Below are 16,470 nucleotides of genomic sequence, written 5' to 3' on the forward strand. Positions count from 1 at the left end.
TCAAGCCCGGGCAGCCGGCCCGACCTCCGTCAGACCTCTTCGACGCTGCTCGGCTCGCGCCGGGACAGGTCGATGCCGAGCTCTTCGGCGGCGCGGAAGACGTCCTCGTCGGAGTCCCGCATCTCGATGGACTGGCCGTCCGAGGACAGCACCTCCACGTTGAGGCAGAGCGACTGCATTTCCTTGATGAGAACCTTGAAGGACTCGGGAATGCCGGGCTCGGGGATGTTCTCGCCCTTGACGATGGCCTCGTAGACCTTCACGCGGCCGAGCACGTCGTCGGACTTGATGGTGAGCAGCTCCTGCAGGGCGTACGCGGCGCCGTACGCCTCGAGGGCCCACACCTCCATCTCACCGAAGCGCTGACCACCGAACTGCGCCTTACCACCGAGCGGCTGCTGGGTGATCATCGAGTACGGACCGGTCGAACGGGCGTGCAGCTTGTCGTCGACCAGGTGGTGCAGCTTGAGGATGTACATGTAGCCGACCGAGACCGGCATCGGGAACGGCTCGCCGGAGCGGCCGTCGAACAGGCGGGCCTTGCCCGTGGAGTTCACCAGGCGCTCACCGTCACGGGTGAGGGTGGTGTTGTCCAGCAGACCGGTGATCTCGTCCTCGCGGGCGCCGTCGAAGACCGGGGTGGCGAGGTTGGTGCCACCGGCGACCTGGTCGGCGCCGATCGCCTGGAGGCGCTGGGCCCACTCGTCGGCGAGACCGGAGACGTCCCAACCCTGCTTGGCGAGCCACCCGAGGTGGATCTCCAGGACCTGTCCCGGGTTCATTCGGGACGGGACACCCAGCGGGTTGAGGATGATGTCGACCGGGGTGCCGTCCTCGAGGAAGGGCATGTCCTCGACCGGGAGGATCTTGGAGATGACACCCTTGTTGCCGTGGCGGCCGGCGAGCTTGTCACCGTTGGTGATCTTGCGCTTCTGGGCCACGTAGACACGGACCAGCTGGTTGACACCCGGGGGGAGCTCGTCGCCCTCCTCGCGGTCGAACACGCGCACGCCGATGACCTTGCCGGACTCACCGTGCGGGACCTTCAGCGAGGTGTCGCGGACCTCACGGGCCTTCTCGCCGAAGATCGCGCGGAGCAGGCGCTCCTCGGGGGTCAGCTCGGTCTCACCCTTCGGGGTGACCTTGCCGACGAGGATGTCACCGGTGACGACGTCGGCGCCGATCCGGATGATCCCGCGCTCGTCCAGGTCCGCGAGGACCTCCTCGGAGACGTTCGGGATGTCCCGGGTGATCTCCTCGGGGCCGAGCTTGGTGTCACGGGCGTCGACCTCGTGCTCCTCGATGTGGATCGAGGAGAGGACGTCGTCCTGCACGAGGCGCTGCGACAGGATGATCGCGTCCTCGTAGTTGTGACCCTCCCACGACATGAACGCCACGAGCAGGTTCTTGCCGAGGGCCATCTCGCCCTCGTCGGTGCACGGGCCGTCGGCCAGCACCTGGTTGACCTCGACCCGGGCGCCCTCGTCCACGAGCACCTTCTGGTTGAAGGCGGTGCCCTGGTTGGAGCGGGTGAACTTGGCGGCACGGTACGTGGTGTACGTGCCGTCGTCGTTCGCCACGGTGACGTAGTCGGCCGAGACCTCCTGCACCACGCCGGACTTCTCGGCGGTGATGACGTCGGCCGCGTCGACGGCGCAGCGGTACTCCATGCCGGTGCCGACCAGCGGGGCCTCGCTCTTCAGCAGCGGCACCGCCTGGCGCATCATGTTCGAGCCCATGAGCGCGCGGTTGGCGTCGTCGTGCTCGAGGAACGGGATCATGGCGGTCGCGACCGACACCATCTGGCGCGGCGAGACGTCCATGTAGTCGATCTCGGAGCCCGGGATGTAGTCGATCTCGCCACCACGGCGGCGGACCAGGACACGCGGCTCGGCGAAGTGCAGGTCCGCGGTCAGCGGGGCGTTCGCCTGGGCGATGACGTAGCGGTCCTCCTCGTCGGCGGTGAGGTAGTCCACCTTCTCGGTGACGACACCGTCGACGACCTTGCGGTACGGGGTCTCGATGAAGCCGAAGGCGTTGACCCGGCCGTACGAGGCCAGCGACCCGATCAGACCGATGTTCGGGCCTTCGGGGGTCTCGATCGGACACATGCGGCCGTAGTGCGAGGGGTGCACGTCACGGACCTCGAAGCCGGCGCGCTCACGGGAGAGACCACCGGGACCGAGGGCGGACAGACGACGCTTGTGGGTCAGGCCCGACAGCGGGTTCGTCTGGTCCATGAACTGCGACAGCTGGCTGGTGCCGAAGAACTCCTTGATGGAGGCGACGACCGGCCGGATGTTGATCAGGGTCTGCGGCGTGATCGCCTCGACGTCCTGGGTGGTCATGCGCTCGCGCACGACGCGCTCCATACGGGCGAGACCCGTACGGACCTGGTTCTGGATGAGCTCGCCGACGTTGCGCAGGCGGCGGTTGCCGAAGTGGTCGATGTCGTCGACCTCGACCACGATGTCGCGGCCGGTCTCGTCACGCCACTCGGTCTCACCGGCGTGCAGCTTCACCAGGTACTTGATCGCACCGATGATGTCGGGCTCGGTGAGCACGCCGGAGTCCAGCGACTCGGCGTTGCCCAGCTTCCGGTTGAGCTTGTACCGGCCGACCTTGGCCAGGTCGTAGCGCTTCGGGTTGAAGTACAGGTTCTCCAGAAGCGTCTGCGCGGCCTCGCGCGTCGGCGGCTCGCCCGGGCGCAGCTTGCGGTAGATGTCCAGCAGCGCGTCGTCCTGGCCCTGGGTGTGGTCCTTCTCCAGGGTGTTGCGCATCGACTCGTACTCGCCGAACTCCTCGAGAATCATCTCGTTGGTCCAGCCGAGAGCCTTCAGCAGCACGGTGACGGACTGCTTGCGCTTGCGGTCGATGCGGACGCCGACCATGTCGCGCTTGTCGATCTCCATCTCGAGCCAGGCACCACGCGAGGGGATGACCTTGCAGGAGTAGATGTCCTTGTCGGACACCTTGTCCAGGGTGGAGTCGAAGTACACGCCCGGCGAGCGGACGAGCTGCGACACGACGACACGCTCGGTGCCGTTGATCACGAACGTGCCCTTGTGGGTCATGAGCGGGAAGTCGCCCATGAAGACCGTCTGAGACTTGATCTCACCGGTCTCGTTGTTGGTGAACTCGGCCGTGACGAAGAGCGGGGCCGCGTACGTGAAGTCGCGGTCCTTGCACTCGTCAATGGAGTTCTTCGGCGGCTCGAAACGGTGGTCGCGGAAGGTCAGGGACATCGACCCGCTGAAGTCCTCGATCGGCGAGATCTCCTCGAAGATCTCCTCCAGACCGGACTTGGTGGGGACATCCTGACCAGACTCCAGCGCCTGCTCGACCCGGGACTTCCAGGCCGCGTTGCCGAGCAGCCAGTCAAAGCTCTCGGTCTGCAGGGCCAGGAGGTTCGGGACCTCGAGGGGCTCCTTGATCTTCGCGAACGAGACGCGGAGCGGGGCGGTGGATGCGGCGGAATTGTTCGAGGCGTTGCGCGGCGCGGCCAAGAGGGGGGTCCTTCCGAGGGCTCGGAGCTCACTACGCGCGTACCAGCCGGGCCTGGTCGGGCTAGGTCCCGCCTCCGCGCCACTGGCCTCCGCCGGGGTCGAAACCCCAGGTCAGAGCCGCTTTGCGGAGGCGATGCCAGACCCCATCAGGGCAACGCAAACTCCGGGCGACGAGTCACGGAGCAGCTAACAGGCAGCGCAAAGGGACAGTGTAGCCAAAGGCCACACTGCTGTCCAGCTCTGATTCGGAAACCGAATCGGAGACTCCTCCCGGTAGCCGGGGGCGCGGGCGCCCACCGGGTACTGCTCTAACTCACGTGGAGTCATTTCCCGCCCGAGCCGCTGGTTATGCATCCAGCAGCCAACCAACCGGGCGGACTCGCGCCTTGAGAATCGCGCGCCTCGCCAGGTTCGTCAAGGGCCCGCCGGCGGGGCGGACCTCGACCTGTTCATCGGCCCGAACCCCTCCGGCGTTACAGAAGCCGTGGTCGGGGCCACCGTCGATGACGGTGATCACCATACTCCTCGGCGCCGACAGTACCGAGTGCGCGATCGGCCACACCGGTGGCCGCCCCGCCCCGGACGGCTGGCGGGGCGGGGCGGGGCCGGAAACGCAAAAGACCGGGCCGACCACCCGCAAGGGTGATCGGCCCGGTCTCAGGCCCCCTCAGAGGGGGCGAGAAGTCACTTGACGGTGACCTTGGCGCCGGCGGCCTCGAGGGCAGCCTTGGCCTTCTCGGCAACGTCCTTGGCAACCTTCTCCAGGACCTTGGCACCAGCGGTGTCAACGAGGTCCTTGGCCTCCTTCAGGCCGAGGGAGGTCAGGGTGCGCACCTCCTTGATGACCTGGATCTTCTTGTCACCGGCGCCATCGAGGATGACGTCGAACTCGTCCTGCTCCTCGACGGCCTCAACGGCAGCCGGGCCACCGGCGGCGGCAACGGCGACCGGGGCGGCGGCGGTGACGTCGAACTTCTCCTCGAAGGCCTTCACGAAGGCGGCGAGCTCGATGAGGGTGAGCTCCTCGAACTGCGCGAGCAGCTCGTCCTGGGACAGCTTCGCCATGATTGGCGTCCTTCCACTAAATCGGCAGGTGGTGCCGGATGTACGGGATGGCGGGCGTACGGGCCCGCAGCGAGGCGTGAGCCTGCCGAATTACTCGGCGGCCGCGTCCTCGGCGGCGGGAGCCGGCGTACCGGCACCGCCCTGCTCGACCTTGTCGCGCAGCGCGTCCACAGTGCGGACGAGCTTCGACGGCAGGGCCTGGAAGAGCGCGGCAGCCTGGGACTGCTTGGCCTTCAGGGCACCCGCCAGCTTGGCGAGCAGCACCTCGCGGGACTCGAGGTCCGCGAGCTTCTTGATCTCATCGGCGGACAGCGCCTTACCATCAAGGACACCGCCCTTGATGATGAGAGCGGGGTTCTCCTTGGCGAAGTCACGCAGAGCCTTCGCCGACTCCACCGGGTCACCGGTGACGAAGGCAACAGCCGTCGGACCGTTGAACAGGTCGTCGAGCTCGGAGATCCCGGCCTCGTTGGCCGCGATCTTGGTCAGCGTGTTCTTCACCACGGCGTACTCGGCGTTGTCGCCGAGCGAGCGACGCAGGGTCTTGACCTGCTTCACCGAGAGACCGCGGTACTCGGTCAGCAGCGCCGCGGAGGAGCCACGGAACTTGTCCGTGATCTCGGCGACGGCGGCAGCCTTGTCGGGCCTGGCCATAGGCTTACGCCTCCTTCCGTGATGTAGAAGTCCGGCCGACCGCGAAAGTCGACCATTCACGCCTCGAACCGACCGGACGGAAGGAAAGCCCTTGCAGAAATGCAATGAGCCCCGGTGCGCAGGGGCACGGGGCTCGAAACGACCTCAACGGGCATTCACGCGAACGCGGACCCGGAAGTCGAAGCTCCAGACACACCTGCGCGGGCTGCCTGCGACGAATCGCAGATCCTTCGGCCACCGAACTCCCTGACGGGGGCGCGGCGACAACCAGCGGTCTTTGGCTTCGGTAACAGTAACCGGACTCGTCCGGACGACGCAAATCGCCCTCGGACGGGTGAACCGGAACGGGCCCGAGGGGCCCGGAAGGGCTCAGCGGACGAGCGGGGAGACCGTCCGCACGCCGGTGTCCACGGTGTCCGTCTCGGCCGGGGCCTGGGCCGACAGCAGCGGGCCGGCCAGGTCGGAGTAGAGCACCGAGTCGTCCGCCCGGCCGCTGTCCCCGTTGCCGGTGCGCTGCAGCCGGACCAGCTGGTCCTTGTCGTTCAGCCAGAGGTCCAGGGTGAGCGAGAGCGAGCCGCCGGGGGCCAGCGCGGCCCGCAGGCCGTCCCGGCGGGCCTGGGTCAGCTGGGTCTGGGCGGCCGCGTACTTCTCGGCGGTGGTGGTCACCCGGTAGTGCTCGACGGTGGAGTCCTCGAGCTTCTCCTCGCCGACGAAGGCCGGCTCCGCCCCGTCGGCGGTGGCCGCGGCCAGCGCCTCGACCGGGTTCAGCAGGTCGATCAGCCCCGCGTACGGGACCTCCTTGTGCCCGTCCGGGTCGGGCGGGACGGAGAAGCGCTCCCAGTGCTTGCCGCCGTGCTTGGCCGCGGTGGCGGCGTCACCGCCCTGGTAGCCGACGGTGTCCACGACGATCAGCTGCTCGGCGTCGCCCGGGGTGGAGCGCTTGAGCTGCACCGCCGTCTTGGGCGCCCAGAACACCGGACCGGAGCCGGCGTCCGCGCCCAGCCGGTAGCTGACCTTGGCCCGGCGGGCGGTCTGCATGGCCAGCTGGGCGGAGAGCAGCACCCCGTGCGGGGACCGGTCGGTCGGCTTGGCCGGCCCGGTCGGGGTGGCGGCCGAGGCGGAGGCGCTGCTCGCGCTGGAGCCGGCCGACGGCGCGGCGGGCGCGTCCCCGCCCCCGCCGCAGCCGGTCAGCCCGCTCGCGAGCAGGGCGACGACGGCCACTGCCGCCAGCCGCTGCCGTCCCGCCATCGTCCGTTCCTCTCTCACCCGGCCACCTTGCCACCCGGACCTGGTCCGGCGGGACGCCGGGTCAGCTGCCGGCGCCGCCCGGGGCGAGCTTCGCCAGGTCGGCGAGGGTGAGGAAGTCCACCGGGGTGGACGCGATCACCGGCGTGCCGTAGTCCGAGTAGCTCACGGAGACGTTCATCGGTCCGGCCTTGGTGTCGGCGTGCTCCGTCCGCTTGACCACCAGCTGGTCGGCGTCGACCCAGACGTCGACCTGCTCGCTGGTGACCCCGGCCTTGTCCAGGTTCTGCTTGATCCGGTCGGCCTGCTCCTGGGTCACGCCCCGGCCGCTCGCCTTGATCAGGTCGGCTGCGGCGATCTCGCCGGAGTAGTGGGTGGCGGCCTTGCCGTTCACCGTCTCCGGGCCGACCTCGGTGACCTGGCCGCCGGCGATCAACGTCCGGACGCCCTGGACCGGATCCGCGCTCTGGAGCTGGTCGGTCGAGCCCCCGGACATCTTGGCCAGCTCTTCCTTGGAGTAGCGCAACCAGTGCGGGCCGCCCCCGCTCTGGACCATCTCGCCGCCCAGACCCATGTACATCGCGTCCGGCGTGTACAGGTAGTGCACCTTCGGCCCACCGGTCAGCGGCTCCAGGACCTTGGCCATCGGAGAGCCCGTCAGGTCCATGGTCAGGTCGGCCTCCAGGCCGTCGGACCAGCCCATCGCCCCCTGGCCCTTCATGGTGACCTGGCCGACCGTGATCTCCTCGGTGATCTTGGCCGACTTGGCCGCGCCGGTCTTCTTGGTGACCTGCTCCAGGAAGACGGCCGGGCTCACCTTGGCCGGCGGGGCGGCCTGGGTGGCGGCGGTCGTCGCGGCGGCAGCGGTGGTCGGCGCGGCCGGGGCGGCGTTCTTGCCGTCGGAGTCGTTGTTGTTGCAGGCGGTCGCGGTCAGCGCCAGAGCGGCGAGGACGACGGCGACGGCGGCCTTCTGAGTTCCAGCCATGGTGTTCCCCCCTTGAGAACCCCCGGGCGCGCGGGCGCCCGGGGCGGTAGCCGGTGGTCGGTGCGGGTGGTGCGGCTGGTGCGGGTGGATCAGCCGAACAGCTTGAGCAGATCGGCCTGGGAGCCGAGGTCGCCGGCGGCGGGCGCCTCGACCTTGGTGGCGCTGCCGAGGTCGGAGTACTTGACGGTGACGGCCTTGGACTCGCCGTTGGTGTCGCCGAACTCCTGGTACTTGACCAGCTCCTGCTTGCCGTTCAGCCAGAAGTCGATGGTGAGGGTCTTGCCGTCCTCCTCCAGGGTCTTCTGGACGGACTGGCGCTGCTCCGCGGTGAGCGAGGTCATGCCGGCCACCAGGGTGGCGGTCTCCTCGACGGCCCGCAGGTGGGTGGTCTGGACGCCGTCCACGCTCTCCTCGCCGACCTTGCTGAGCTTGCCGCTCGCGGCCGCGATGGTGAGCTGGGCGACCGGGTTCACCATCTGACCCATCACCACGAAGGCGCCGCCCATCTCCTCCGAGGCGGGCACCTTGACCCAGTGCTTCCCCTGCAGGGTCGCGGCCGTGGCGTCGTCGCCGCCGACGTAGGCGTCGGCCCCGATCACCCGGATCTTGAGCTTCTTGCCGCCCATGTCGCTGGACACGTCCACGGCGACCTTGCCCGGGTCCTTCCAGTCGGCGGTGCCGCTGCCGCCCGGGCTGGAGGGGTCCGGGGAGGTCATGGCGACCTTGCCGCTGCCGGCCTTCTGCATCACCAGGGCGGAGGCGGCCAGGGCGGCCTTCGGGTCAGCGGACAGCCCGGCCGCGACCGAGTCGGCGGCGCCCTTGCTGTCACCGGCCGCCTTGCTGTCACTGCCGCCCTTGCTGCCGCAGGCGGTGGCGCCGACCAGCAGGAGGGCGGTGGTCGCCACGGTGGCGGCGAGACGGACAGCGCGCATGGAGGTACCCCCGTAAGTTCTTCGGAAGAGCCGATCCTCAGCTTCTTCTCAGCCGGGACTCTAACGGATCGCCAGGGCCTGCCCGCACCGGATATCCCCTCCCGTCACCCGGCCGCGGCGGGCGTCGTGTCCCCCGGTCCGGAGGCTGAGACATCCGTCGTGGTCACCGTGGTTCCGGCACTCCCCCGCGCCGTCTCACGCAGCTTCATCAGCCGTCGGCCGGGCCCGACCCAGACGTCGAACCCGATGTCGGCGACGCCGCGCTGCCGGTACCAGCCGACCACCGCGGCGAGCTGCTGCGGGTCCAACTCCCGGTACGCGCCGAAGTAGTCGGCCACCGGGGCGGAGCCCTGGTAGTGCGCGACGGTCGTCCCGGCGAGCTGCTCGGCGCCGAGCGAGCCGAGCCGGTCGGTCTGGGCGATCGCGTACGCCCGGCTGCCCGGATTGGTGACCAGGGCCGTCATCCAGCCGCCCGCGTAGCCGCCGGGGCCGGCCCCGGCCGCCGGGTCGATCGACTCCGCGGTGGCCCGCTCGGCGTGCTTGGCCGCGCCGCTCTGGTAGGCGAGGTCGAGCGCGCCGTCCCGGAGGGTCAGCTGCCCGGCGCCCAGTTCGTCGGTGACGGTCAGCGCGGCCTCGTCCCGGTCGCCCCAGACCAGGGTGCCGCCCGCGGTGCGGCGGCCGTCCGGGCCCTCCCGCACCAGGTCGATCCGGGCGCCGCCGGTGTCGTCCAGGGCCTGGGCGGCCGCGAGCACCACCTGCTTGGGCGGGATCGGCGCCGGCTCACCGGGGACGCGGGTGCCGGGGGCGGCCAGCACGCTGCAAGCGGTGGTGGCACCGAGCAGCAGCAGGGCAGCCGCGAGCGTGGCGGGGCGAAGGGCGGGCGGCACGGCACACTCCTGCGGTCACAGGTTCTCCACATGATCTGACCGGCAGAGCGTACGACGACTCGGTCAACCGTTCCCATTCACCCGTGTCCCGATCCCGCAACCGTTTCCGCGCCCGCACCGCCGGCCCGCACCACCGGGACCACTGCCGCGCCACCGGGCCGCAGCGCAGAACGACGACGGGCCCGCACCCCCGGTGAAGGGGGTGCGGGCCCGTCGTACGGACTGCTCTAGAGCACTGGGGCTCAGACCGCGGCCGGGTCCTCCTCGACGAGGAGGTTGCGGGTGCGGTTCGGGTCCACCAGGATGCCGGGGCCCATGGTGGTCGAGAACGCGGTCTTCTTGATGTAGCGGCCCTTGGCGGCGGACGGCTTGGCGCGGAGCACCTCGTCCAGCGCGGCGGCGTAGTTCTCGACCAGCTGCTCGTCGGTGAAGGAGGCCTTACCGATGATGAAGTGCAGGTTCGAGTGCTTGTCGACGCGGAACTCGATCTTGCCGCCCTTGATCTCGTTCACGGCCTTGGCCGTGTCCGGGGTCACGGTGCCGGTCTTCGGGTTCGGCATCAGACCACGGGGACCGAGCACGCGGCCCAGGCGGCCGACCTTGCCCATGAGGTCCGGGGTGGCGACGACGGCGTCGAAGTCGAGGCGGCCCTTGGCAACCTCGTCGATGAGCTCGTCGGAACCGACGATGTCGGCACCCGCAGCACGCGCGGCCTCGGCACGCTCGCCGGTCGCGAAGACCAGGACCCGAGCGGTCTTACCGGTGCCGTGCGGGAGGATCACGGTGCTGCGGACCATCTGGTCGGCCTTGCGCGGGTCGACGCCCAGACGCATGGCGACCTCGACGGTGCCGTCGAACTTGGTGGTGCTGGTCGCCTTGGCGAGGCGGACGGCCTCGAGGGGGGCGTAAAGGCGCTCGCGGTCGACCTTGGCGTCCGCGGCCTTCAGAGCCTTGCTGCGCTTCACTGCTGCTCCTGAATGGTGATTGGAGTTGTGGTATTCGACGGGCCTGCGCAGGCCCTACCACAGGGACGGCTGAGCCGGTTTGCCCCTGACGGGACGGTGGGCTTGATCAGCCCTCGACGGTGATGCCCATCGACCGGGCGGTGCCGGCGATGATCTTCTCCGCCGCGTCCAGGTCGTTGGCGTTCAGGTCGGGCATCTTGGTGGCGGCGATGTCGCGGACCTGGGCGCTGGTGAGCTTGGCGACCTTGGTCTTGTGCGGCTCGCTGGAGCCCTTGTCGATACCGGCGGCCTTCAGGATGAGGCGCGCGGCCGGCGGCGTCTTCGTGATGAAGGTGAAGGAACGGTCCTCGTAGACCGTGATCTCCACCGGCACGATCATGCCGCGCTGCGACTCGGTCGCAGCGTTGTAGGCCTTGCAGAACTCCATGATGTTGACGCCGTGCTGGCCCAGCGCGGGGCCGACCGGCGGCGCCGGGTTGGCCGCGCCGGCGTTGATCTGGAGCTTGATAAGCCCCGTGACCTTCTTCTTCTTGGGAGGCATGTCTCTCCGGGTCCTTCCGAGAGGTGATTGCTGGTGCGTGCGGACCGGGGCGACACCCGGTCGCCAGCACACACATCAGGCCAGGCTAACGCGTCTGCGCCGCTGGACCAAAACGGATTCGGGGCGGGGGCCGACGGCCCCCGCCCCGAATCCGAAGACCGTGTGACTAGTTCTTCTGGATCTGGTCGAAGGAGAGCTCGACCGGGGTCTCCCGGCCGAAGATCTCGACCAGGCCCTTGACCTTCTTCGAGTCGGGGTTGATCTCGTTGATGGTCGCCTGGAGGGTCGCGAACGGGCCGTCGGTGACGGTGACCGAGTCGCCGACCTCGAAGTCCAGCACCTGGATCTCGCTCGGCTTGACCGGCGAGGGCTTGCCGGCCTCCTTGGCGGCCTGGCGCTCGACGTCCGGGGCGAGCATCTTGACGACCTCGTCCAGGGTCAGCGGGTACGGGTCGTAGGCGTTGCCGACGAAGCCGGTGACACCCGGGGTGTTTCGCACGACGCCCCAGGACTCCGGGGTGAGGTCCATGCGGACCAGGACGTAGCCGGGGAGCTTGTTCTGCCGGATGGTCTTGCGGTCGCCGTTCTTGATCTGGACGACCTCCTCCTGCGGCACCTCGGCCTGGAAGATGTACTCCTCGACGTTCAGCGAGACGGCGCGCTGCTCCAGGTTCTGCTTCACCCGGTTCTCGTAGCCGGCGTAGGTGTGGATCACGTACCACTCGCCCGGCATGAAGCGCAGGTCCTCGCGGAACTTGGCGACCGGGTCGACCTCGGCCTCGACGGCCTCGTCCTCGGCGGACTCCTCGTCGGCCGACTCCTCGGCGGCGAGCTCCTCGTCGCCCTCCACGTGCAGAGCGGCCTCCTCGGCGGGCTCGCCGGCCGCGGCCTCGTCGTACGCCTCGACCTCGTCCTCGTCGCTGTCCGCGGCGTCGACGATCTGCTCGGCGGACTCCGCGTCGACAGCCAGCTCGGCCGCGTCCAGCTCGGCGGCGACATCCGCCTCGCGGACGGTCTCGTCGGCGTCGTACAGGGGGGACTCAGACACTGTGGCTGCTTCTTTCCTGGAGATGGTGAAGGTGGCGCGCTCCGGAACCGGCCCGGCGCGCGGCCGCTCGCGCGGGCGCCAGGAGAGGTCTCGGAGACTTCAACAGTACCGAGTCCACGGTACGCGCGCGTACGTCCGCCGCCGACAGCTCGACCCGGACCGATGATTCGGCCCGGGTCGGGAGGTGGTTCGGAGGTGGGGGCTCGATCAGCCGAAGACCAAGAGGCTCAGCTTGGCGAAGCCGTAGTCGAGGCCGTAGACGAAGCCCATCACGACCACGACGAAGGTCACCACGACCGCGGTGTAGTTGGTGAGCTCGCTCCGAGTGGGCCAGACGACCTTGCGCAGCTCGGCGATGATCTGGCGGTAGAACAGACCCATTCGCGCGAACAGGCCCTTCTTGGCCCGCTTGCCGGACTTCTTCTGCTTGCCCGAGGTCTTGTCGCCCTCGGCAGCAGCGGTCTCGGCAGCGCCGTCGGTCCCCTCGGGGTTGCCGCTCTCAGGCGTTGCGGTGGAGCCCGTGGTCTCCGTCACTCGTCCTCACCTGAATCCGGGTCCGGCCGAACATCGCCTGCGTACCCGTTTCAGGCACGAGCGGTCGGCTTAAGCGGTGCTGATCGGTGCCCTCTCCGCATCAAGCCCGCTCGCTCTGTGGAGCGAACGGGCTGAATACGGGTCAAGCAGCAGGGCAAGAGGGACTCGAACCCCCAACCGCCGGTTTTGGAGACCGGTGCTCTACCAATTGAGCTATTGCCCTACAGAACCTCGCGGCTCCTGGTGGCGACCAACCTACCGCATCTCCCCCCGCTGTCCGTACAGGCGGTGAAAGCTCCGGTCTTCTTCGGTGGGCCGTCGAGGAGCGAGTGTACGTGGTCGAGGGGTGTTTGGTCGAACCTCTTCTTCCGGGACCGCCGGATGCCCGGCGGATGTCCGGCCCGGTGGGGCGGACACCGGCGGATCGCCGGGGGCCGTCGGGGGCCGCCGGGGGCCGTCATGCGGACGGAGCCGTACGGATGCTGAAACCGCCATGCCCGGTCCGTCCCGGTTCTGCGACGATGCACGCATGAGCGCTTCCACCCCGCAGCCCGACCAGTCCATCCGCCCCGCCGACCGCCGGGTCTCCGCCCGGATCGGCGCGATCGCCGAGTCCGCGACCCTCGCCGTGGACGCCAAGGCCAAGGCCCTCAAGGCCGCCGGCCGCCCGGTGATCGGCTTCGGCGCCGGCGAGCCCGACTTCCCCACGCCGGACTACATCGTCGAGGCGGCCGTCGAGGCCTGCCGCGACCCGAAGAACCACCGTTACACCCCGGCGGGTGGCCTGCCCGAGCTGAAGACCGCGATCGCCACCAAGACGCTGCGCGACTCCGGCTACCAGGTGGACGCCTCCCAGGTGCTGGTCACCAACGGCGGCAAGCAGGCGATCTACGAGGCCTTCGCGGCGATCCTGGACCCGGGCGACGAGGTCATCGTCCCGGCCCCGTACTGGACCACCTACCCGGAGTCGATCCAGCTGGCCGGCGGCGTCCCGGTGGAGGTCGTCGCGGACGAGACCACCGGCTACAAGGTCTCGGTCGAGCAGCTGGAGGCCGCCCGCACCGAGAACACCAAGGTGGTGCTGTTCGTCTCGCCGTCCAACCCGACCGGCGCGGTGTACACCCGGGACGAGGCCGAGGCGATCGGCCGCTGGGCGCTGGAGCACGGCCTGTGGGTGCTCACCGACGAGATCTACGAGCACCTGGTCTACGGCGACGCGACCTTCACCTCGCTGCCGGCCCTGCTGCCCGAGCTGGCCGACAAGTGCATCGTGGTCAACGGCGTGGCCAAGACCTACGCGATGACCGGCTGGCGGGTGGGCTGGGTGATCGGCCCCAAGGACGTGATCAAGGCCGCGACCAACCTGCAGTCGCACGCCACTTCCAACGTCTCCAACGTCGCCCAGCGCGCCGCGATCGCCGCCGTGGCCGGCGACCTCTCCGCCGTGCACGAGATGCGCACCGCCTTCGACCGCCGCCGCAAGACCATCGTGCGGATGCTCAACGAGATCGAGGGCATCATCTGCCCCGAGCCCGAGGGCGCCTTCTACGCCTACCCGTCGGTCAAGGGCTTGCTGGGCAAGGAGATCCGCGGCCGGCGCCCGCAGACCTCCGCCGAGCTGGCGAGCCTGATCCTGGACGAGGTCGAGGTCGCCGCCGTCCCGGGCGAGGCCTTCGGCACCCCCGGCTACCTGCGGTTCTCCTACGCGCTCGGCGACGAGGACCTGGTCGAGGGCATCAGCCGGATCCAGAAGCTGCTCGGCGAGGCCCGCGACTGACGTCCGCCGTCAACCGGACGTGCGGGGTTCACCCGCCACTCCGCCCTCTTTCACCCCTTCGGGGGACGGAAAGAGGGCGGTTCCCGTTTGGGGGCCTCATACGGCAGTATCGGAAAATGGAACGCCTGTTGAACCCGCGAGACGTCAGGGGCCTCCCGAAGGCCCACCTGCACCTGCACTTCACCGGCTCGATGCGGCCCGCCACCCTGCTGGAGCTGGCCGACAAGCACGGCGTTCGCCTGCCGGAGGCGCTCAGCTCCGGCGAGCCGCCCAAACTGCGCGCCACCGACGAGCGCGGCTGGTTCCGCTTCCAGCGCCTGTACGACACCGCCCGCTCGGTGCTCCGGGACGAGTCGGACATCCGCCGGCTGGTCCTGGAGACCGCCGAGGACGAGCGGCGGGACGGCTCCCGCTGGCTGGAGATCCAGGTCGACCCGACCTCCTACGCGCCCCGGCTGGGCGGGCTGATCCCCGCGCTGGAGCTGATCCTGGACGCGGTCGAGCACGCCGCCACGGCGACCGGGGTCGGCATCCGGGTGCTGGTCGCGGCGAACCGGATGAAGTCCCCGATGGACGCCCGGACGCTGGCCCGGCTCGCCGTCCGCTACGCCGACCACGGCGTGGTCGGCTTCGGCCTCTCCAACGACGAGCGCCGCGGCCTGGCCCGGGACTTCGACCGGGCCTTCGAGATCGCCCGCAAGGGCGGACTGCTGGCCGCCCCGCACGGCGGCGAGCTGGCCGGGCCGGAGTCCGTCCGGGACTGCCTGGACGACCTGGGCGCGGGCCGGATCGGCCACGGCGTGCGGGCCGCCGAGGACCCGCGGCTGATGGCCCGGCTGGCGGACCGCCAGATCACCTGCGAGGTCTGCCCGTCCTCCAACGTCTCGCTCGGCGTCTACGAGAGCCCGGACGAGGTGCCGCTGCGCCGGCTGTTCGACGCCGGGGTGCCGCTGGCGCTCGGCGCGGACGACCCGCTGCTGTTCGGCAGCCGGCTGGCCGACCAGTACGACCTGGCCCGCGCCGCCCTGGGCTTCAGCGACGCCGAACTCGCCGAGCTGGCACGGCAGTCGGTGCGCGGCTCGTGCGCCCCGGAGGCCGTCCGCAAGGAGCTGCTGGCGGACATCGACGCCTGGCTGGTCGACGGGCACCCGGCCGGCTGAGGCCCCGGAGGCGGGCCTAGGGTGTCCGGCCCTAGAGCTTGACGCCCACCATCACGGGCTCGTTCACCAGCTCCACCCCGAAGGCCTCGCGGACCCCGTCCCGGATCTCCCGGGCCAGGGCCAGCAGGTCCTCGGCGGTGGCCGCGCCGCGGTTGGTGAGCGCCAGGGTGTGCTTGGTGGAGAGCGTGGCCGGGCCGTCGCCGTAGCCCTTGCCGAAGCCCGCCCGGTCGATCAGCCAGGCCGCCGAGGTCTTGGTGCAGCCCTCCGGGGCCGGGTAGGCGGGGGCGTTCTCGGTGCCCGGGCGGGTGCGGAAGGACTCGTACTGCGCCGCGGTGAGCACCGGGTTGGTGAAGAAGGAGCCGGCCGACCAGGTGTCGTGGTCCGCCGGGTCCAGCACCATGCCCTTGCCGGAGCGCAGTCCCAGCACCGCGTCGTACGCGTCGGCCAGCGGCACCCGCTCGCCCTGCTCGACGCCGAAGTGCTTGGCCACCTCGGCGTACTTGACCGGGGTGGAGAGCCCGGCGTGGTCCGCCAGGGCGAACCGCACCCGCAGCACCACGTAGCGGTCCGGCTGGGCCTTGAAGCGGCTGTGCCGGTAGGAGAAATCGCACTCGGCGTTGCCCAGCGTGACCACCTCGCCCGCCGTGCGGTCGTACGCGACCACCTCGGTGACCGTCTGGGCCACCTCCTGGCCGTAGGCGCCGACGTTCTGCACCGGCGTCGCGCCGGCCGAGCCGGGGATGCCGGCCAGGAACTCGATGCCGGCCAGGCCGTGCTCGCGCACCGCGCGGGCGACCGCCTCCGACCACACCTCGCCGGCCGCCAGCTCCAGCACGGTGCCGTCCAGGGCGAACCCGGTGGTGGCGATCCGCAGCACCGTGCCGGGGAAGCCGGCGTCGCCGATCACCAGGTTGGAGCCGCCGCCGAGGACCAGCAGCGGCTCGCCGGCCGCGTCGGCCTCGCGCACGGCGGCGATCACCTCGTCGTCGGTGTGGGCGGTCACCAGCCGACGGGCCGGGCCGCCGAGCCGGAGCGTGGTGAGCGGGGCGAGGGGGGCGTCGTTTTCTACCAGCACGCCCACCAGCGTACGGGGACGGGGGCGGCCGAGCGGCCGCCCCCCCCCCCCACAACACGTGTGGGGGGCCCCCCCCCAACAACCAATACGCGCCAC

General features: G+C 70.1%; 14 protein-coding genes and 1 tRNA gene. 2 read left to right on the forward strand and 13 right to left on the reverse strand.

The genetic code is table 11. The annotated features are described in order from the left end of the window. Positions 1–29: 29 nt before the first annotated feature. The 12 genes from rpoB to ABTY61_RS05605 form a co-directional block, all read right to left on the reverse strand. Positions 30–3,506 carry a DNA-directed RNA polymerase subunit beta gene (gene rpoB, locus ABTY61_RS05550; protein WP_350503604.1) on the reverse strand — a complete coding sequence of 1,159 codons (3,477 nt, stop codon included), beginning with the start codon at positions 3,504–3,506 and terminating at the stop codon, positions 30–32. 684 nt (positions 3,507–4,190) lie between these two features. Beyond that, the gene (gene rplL / locus ABTY61_RS05555) at positions 4,191–4,571 is read right to left on the reverse strand and encodes a 50S ribosomal protein L7/L12 (protein WP_350503605.1); all 381 of its coding nucleotides are present in this window, start codon (positions 4,569–4,571) and stop codon (positions 4,191–4,193) included. Between the two features lie 90 nt (positions 4,572–4,661). Then, on the reverse strand, positions 4,662–5,225 hold the full coding sequence (gene rplJ / locus ABTY61_RS05560; RefSeq protein WP_350503606.1) for a 50S ribosomal protein L10: 564 nt from the start codon (positions 5,223–5,225) through the stop codon (positions 4,662–4,664). 369 nt (positions 5,226–5,594) lie between these two features. Beyond that, complete coding sequence (locus ABTY61_RS05565) at positions 5,595–6,473, reverse strand: SCO4651 family lipoprotein (protein ID WP_350503607.1); 879 nt, start codon at positions 6,471–6,473, stop codon at positions 5,595–5,597. Between the two features lie 61 nt (positions 6,474–6,534). Then, positions 6,535–7,455, reverse strand: coding sequence for an SCO4651 family lipoprotein (locus ABTY61_RS05570; RefSeq protein WP_350503608.1), 921 nt, complete (start codon positions 7,453–7,455; stop codon positions 6,535–6,537). An 89-nt stretch (positions 7,456–7,544) separates the two neighbouring features. Next, positions 7,545–8,387, reverse strand: coding sequence for an SCO4651 family lipoprotein (locus ABTY61_RS05575; RefSeq protein ID WP_350503609.1), 843 nt, complete (start codon positions 8,385–8,387; stop codon positions 7,545–7,547). A gap of 104 nt (positions 8,388–8,491) precedes the next feature. Continuing rightward, positions 8,492–9,274 carry a hypothetical protein gene (locus ABTY61_RS05580; protein WP_350503610.1) on the reverse strand — a complete coding sequence of 261 codons (783 nt, stop codon included), beginning with the start codon at positions 9,272–9,274 and terminating at the stop codon, positions 8,492–8,494. A gap of 242 nt (positions 9,275–9,516) precedes the next feature. After that, entirely contained in the window at positions 9,517–10,239 is a 723-nt protein-coding gene (gene rplA, locus ABTY61_RS05585) for a 50S ribosomal protein L1 (protein ID WP_350503611.1), read from the reverse strand. Positions 10,240–10,345: 106 nt separating this feature from the next. Next, entirely contained in the window at positions 10,346–10,780 is a 435-nt protein-coding gene (gene rplK, locus ABTY61_RS05590) for a 50S ribosomal protein L11 (protein WP_350503612.1), read from the reverse strand. A 166-nt stretch (positions 10,781–10,946) separates the two neighbouring features. Continuing rightward, the gene (gene nusG / locus ABTY61_RS05595) at positions 10,947–11,828 is read right to left on the reverse strand and encodes a transcription termination/antitermination protein NusG (protein WP_502895220.1); all 882 of its coding nucleotides are present in this window, start codon (positions 11,826–11,828) and stop codon (positions 10,947–10,949) included. A 207-nt stretch (positions 11,829–12,035) separates the two neighbouring features. Then, positions 12,036–12,362 (reverse strand): preprotein translocase subunit SecE, encoded by a 327-nt coding sequence (secE, locus tag ABTY61_RS05600; RefSeq protein WP_350503613.1) that lies wholly within the window; start codon positions 12,360–12,362, stop codon positions 12,036–12,038. A gap of 150 nt (positions 12,363–12,512) precedes the next feature. Continuing rightward, a tRNA-Trp gene (locus tag ABTY61_RS05605) sits at positions 12,513–12,585 on the reverse strand. A gap of 306 nt (positions 12,586–12,891) precedes the next feature. On the opposite strand from ABTY61_RS05605, the gene ABTY61_RS05610 reads away from it, so the two are divergent. Further along, the gene (locus ABTY61_RS05610) at positions 12,892–14,139 is read left to right on the forward strand and encodes a pyridoxal phosphate-dependent aminotransferase (protein WP_350503614.1); all 1,248 of its coding nucleotides are present in this window, start codon (positions 12,892–12,894) and stop codon (positions 14,137–14,139) included. 116 nt (positions 14,140–14,255) lie between these two features. Next, positions 14,256–15,299 carry an adenosine deaminase gene (locus ABTY61_RS05615; RefSeq protein ID WP_350503615.1) on the forward strand — a complete coding sequence of 348 codons (1,044 nt, stop codon included), beginning with the start codon at positions 14,256–14,258 and terminating at the stop codon, positions 15,297–15,299. A 31-nt stretch (positions 15,300–15,330) separates the two neighbouring features. Here ABTY61_RS05615 and ABTY61_RS05620 read toward each other — a convergent pair whose 3' ends face one another. Beyond that, positions 15,331–16,374: a UDP-N-acetylmuramate dehydrogenase gene (locus ABTY61_RS05620; RefSeq protein WP_350503616.1), complete on the reverse strand. Its 1,044-nt coding sequence runs from the start codon at positions 16,372–16,374 to the stop codon at positions 15,331–15,333. Positions 16,375–16,470 lie beyond the last annotated feature (96 nt).

It is taken from the genome of Kitasatospora sp. NPDC096128 (genome assembly GCF_040303105.1).
In the GTDB taxonomy this organism is placed as follows: Bacteria; Actinomycetota; Actinomycetes; order Streptomycetales; family Streptomycetaceae; genus Kitasatospora.

What these genes read in the sequence shown, in the direction of transcription:
- ABTY61_RS05575 (WP_350503609.1), bottom strand. Translation starts at nt 8,387, where the DNA reads ATGCGCGCTGTCCGTCTCGCCGCCACCGTGGCGACCACCGCCCTCCTG.
- rplJ (WP_350503606.1), bottom strand. Translation starts at nt 5,225, where the DNA reads ATGGCCAGGCCCGACAAGGCTGCCGCCGTCGCCGAGATCACGGACAAG.
- ABTY61_RS05565 (WP_350503607.1), bottom strand. Translation starts at nt 6,473, where the DNA reads ATGGCGGGACGGCAGCGGCTGGCGGCAGTGGCCGTCGTCGCCCTGCTC.
- ABTY61_RS05615 (WP_350503615.1), top strand. Translation starts at nt 14,256, where the DNA reads ATGGAACGCCTGTTGAACCCGCGAGACGTCAGGGGCCTCCCGAAGGCC.
- rplL (WP_350503605.1), bottom strand. Translation starts at nt 4,571, where the DNA reads ATGGCGAAGCTGTCCCAGGACGAGCTGCTCGCGCAGTTCGAGGAGCTC.
- ABTY61_RS05570 (WP_350503608.1), bottom strand. Translation starts at nt 7,455, where the DNA reads ATGGCTGGAACTCAGAAGGCCGCCGTCGCCGTCGTCCTCGCCGCTCTG.
- rplK (WP_350503612.1), bottom strand. Translation starts at nt 10,780, where the DNA reads ATGCCTCCCAAGAAGAAGAAGGTCACGGGGCTTATCAAGCTCCAGATC.
- ABTY61_RS05610 (WP_350503614.1), top strand. Translation starts at nt 12,892, where the DNA reads ATGAGCGCTTCCACCCCGCAGCCCGACCAGTCCATCCGCCCCGCCGAC.